Annotated in this window: 5 protein-coding genes; 4 read left to right on the top strand and 1 reads right to left on the bottom strand. The window is 49.1% G+C overall.

The annotated features are described in order from the left end of the window. Positions 1 to 938 (top strand): nickel-dependent hydrogenase large subunit (locus tag LUQ50_RS05455; protein ID WP_300037364.1); only part of this gene is annotated, 938 nt, incomplete at its 5' end. Position 939: 1 nt separating this feature from the next. Further along, entirely contained in the window at positions 940 to 1,311 is a 372-nt protein-coding gene (locus LUQ50_RS05450) for a 4Fe-4S binding protein (protein ID WP_300037361.1), read from the top strand. 27 nt (positions 1,312 to 1,338) lie between these two features. Here the strand turns inward: LUQ50_RS05450 and LUQ50_RS05445 are convergent, their stop codons facing one another. Further along, positions 1,339 to 1,479, bottom strand: a complete 141-nt coding sequence (locus LUQ50_RS05445) for a hypothetical protein (protein WP_300037358.1) — start codon at positions 1,477 to 1,479, stop codon at positions 1,339 to 1,341. 199 nt (positions 1,480 to 1,678) lie between these two features. Between LUQ50_RS05445 and LUQ50_RS05440 the strand changes: the two genes are divergently transcribed. After that, the gene (locus tag LUQ50_RS05440) at positions 1,679 to 2,653 is read left to right on the top strand and encodes a site-specific DNA-methyltransferase (protein WP_300037354.1); all 975 of its coding nucleotides are present in this window, start codon (positions 1,679 to 1,681) and stop codon (positions 2,651 to 2,653) included. A gap of 221 nt (positions 2,654 to 2,874) precedes the next feature. Then, positions 2,875 to 3,221 (top strand): STT3 domain-containing protein (locus LUQ50_RS05435; protein ID WP_367278965.1); only part of this gene is annotated, 347 nt, incomplete at its 3' end.

Below are 3,221 nucleotides of genomic sequence, written 5' to 3'. Positions count from 1 at the left end.
TTGTTGAAAAACGGGATTACAAGGATTATATCTTCATTGCAGAGCGAATATGCGGGATCTGCAGTTTTATCCACAGTGTGGGGTACAGCCAGGGTATCGAAGCACTTATGGAGGTTGAGGTACCGGACCGCGCCCAGTATCTCCGGGTGATCTGGTCTGAGTACTCACGTCTGCACAGTCACCTCCTCTGGCTCGGTTGTTTTGCAGACAGTATGGGTTTTGAGAACCTGTTCATGCAGGCATGGCGAATCCGCGAAAGCGTTCTTGATGTGTTGGAAGAGACGACCGGAGGCCGGGTCATCCAAGGCAGTTGCAAGATTGGTGGAGTCAGGAAAGACATCGCTGCACCACAGCTTGGGAAGATGAAGAAAGGGCTTGACGTGCTACAGACCGAGATCGATGATCTGGTTGCGGTCTTTGCTGATGAGCCGACGGTAAAGAGCAGAACAGTCGGAGTCGGGGTTCTCTCCAAAGATGCAGCCTGGGATCTCGGGGCAGTCGGGCCGATGGTCAGGGGTTCAGGGGTCAGGAAAGATATGCGGATGCTTGGATATGGGGCATATGAACATCTTGATTTCAAGCCGGTAACCCGCGATGCAGGAGACTGTTACGCACGGTGCCTTGTCAGGGCAGAAGAGATGTCCACGTCAATCGATCTAATCAGGCAGGCAATTGATAGTATTCCTGACGGTGAGATCGAGGTAAAAGTGAAGGGTAACCCTGATGGTGAGTACTTCTCACGGGTAGAGCAGCCCCGTGGTGAAGTGATCCACTTTATAAAGGGTAGCGGGAAGAAGAACCTGCTCAGGCATCGAGTGAGAACCCCAACGATGGCAAATGTCCCTGCCCTCGTAACAACCCTTGCCGGATGCCAGATGGCAGATGTACCGGTGATCGTTCTCTCGATTGATCCCTGTATTGGATGTATGGAGCGGTAACATGGGTGTCTTTTCCATTACCAGGATGATCATCAGATCCCTTGTCAAGGGACCTGATACCAGACGTTATCCGGCAGTTCCGGCAAAGAAGACTCCCCTAACCAGGGGTCATCTGACGATTGAGATTGAGAAGTGTATCTTCTGTGGTCTGTGTAGTATGCACTGTCCTGCTGATGCAATCACGGTTACCAAGACAGAACGGACCTGGAATATCGACCGGATGAGATGTATCGTCTGTGGTGTTTGCGCTGAATACTGTCCCAAAGACTGTCTGCATCTGGTTCCCGAGTATCTTGCTCCCCAGGTGGGTCCGATGGCAGATACCTATACCGGGCCTGAACCAGTTCCGACAACGGAACCGGTTTCTACATAATTTTTTCGGAAAAAAGGGGGAGGGTGTTTAGACGATCCATCCGGCATGGTATGCAACCGCTCCTGCAAGGAGAATCAAGGTCGGCAGTACGAGATGGATCGTATACGCAGTAATCTGAAGGCTCTGCAGGAATGCAGTGCCCATTGGTGCAGTGTTTTTTATCTGCATGTCTAGTATGTTTTACATGTGCTGTTAAGGGGCTTCTTCTCATCAATGCGTCTCCCGCAATTTTATGATAAGAAACCTTTTCATTCCCCATTTCCTGTCCGGTGAAAGGGTATCAGGTGCGGAGTCGATCCTCCGGTTACAAGAGGGATCAGGAAAAAACAGGTGCTATCAGGCACTCCCATCATAACTGAAAGATATCATGGCAGGCTGCACACTTTATAACGAGTCCTGTATCACCGGGGCCCGCACACATCTGGAAGGCAACTCAATCGATCTCATCATCACCGATCCACCATATGGCATTAGGGGTGATACCCTCCATAAGCACTACAACCGGGATGAGCAGCACGTGGTGGAAGGGTATGTGGAGATTCCTGAAGTGGAATATGGTCAGTTCTCGATAGAGTGGATAAGGGAGGCAGAGCGAATTTTACGACCTGGTGGCTTAATTTACATCGTCTCCGGATACTCAAACCTGTACCATATCCTTCATGCACTCAGACAGACCTCGCTCACTGAGATCAACCATATTATCTGGAAGTACAACTTCGGAGTCTGGACAAGCAGGAAGTTCATCTCATCCCATTATCATATCCTTTTTTACGAAAAACCTGGGGGGCGACGGACCTTTCACCTCGAGTCACGATTCGGTACCGGTGAAAAGGATGGGGCAGCGGGATCACTGAACTACCAGGACCGCGAAGATGTCTGGGTCATTAATCGGGAGTACAAGCCCGGTCAGGTAAAGAACAAGAATGAGCTCCCGGTGCAGCTTCTGACAAAGATGATCATGTACTCGAGCAATGAAGGAGATCTGGTATGTGACCTCTTCCTTGGAGGGGGCTCCACGGCACGGGCAGCTATCGGGTTGAACAGGAAGGCTGTCGGATTTGAGATTTCTTCAGCCATCTATTCGGTGAGAGCACCTGAGATCATGAACCTGAAACCTGGGTTTCTCCTCATTGAGCAGCGGATTCCGGAGTGTTCAGCACCAAAGCGGCAGAGAGAGCGGTGGACTGCTGAATCACGATCGGATCTTCGACACCGGTACGGGGAACTCAAAAGTCAGGGCCTAAAAAAAGGTGAGATCGTAACCCGGCTGATGGAAGAACTCGGCCGGGGCAGATGGGCGATCATCAAGGCACTGAAGGTAATGGATCCAAATAACCGGTAACTTCGCTATTCTTTTATGATTCTGTATTAATTTTTTCCTTTTTCAGACTATGCGGACAGACCCCGGAATAATTCCAGTAAAAAGTCATAGTATCAGAATGACAAAAACCATCGAACCAGATATGCTGGTAACACCATCATGACAACATAAACCAGGTAACTTTAGCTTTAAGTGGAGTGAAGTTCTATCTCTCCTCTAATTAATGTGAGAATGGTAATACGATGAATAGTGATCAATTCAAAAACCGTGGTGCAGTAGTCATTGCAGGATTATTATTCCTTATTACCATTCTTTCATTTCTGCTTAGAATCACCCCAGTTTTTTTGGGAAATCCTGATGTTTTATCAAATGTCGAGATGGATGATCCCACATACCAGCTCCGGAGAGTGGAACTCAGTATAGCAAACTTTCCCCAGTTTGAGTGGTTTGATCCGATGACTTTCTTTCCGGATGGTCAGCCAATGCATTGGGGGCCCCTGTTTCCGCTCGTGAGCAGCGCTATCTGTATTTTGGCAGGAGCACATTCCCGTCCTGAAATAATCCAGGTATGCCTCGTAATACCCTGTTT

The sequence above is a fragment of the Methanospirillum sp. genome (assembly GCF_028679455.1).
Classification (GTDB): domain Archaea; phylum Halobacteriota; class Methanomicrobia; order Methanomicrobiales; family Methanospirillaceae; genus Methanospirillum.
This window is presented reverse-complemented; position numbering and strand designations above follow the sequence as displayed.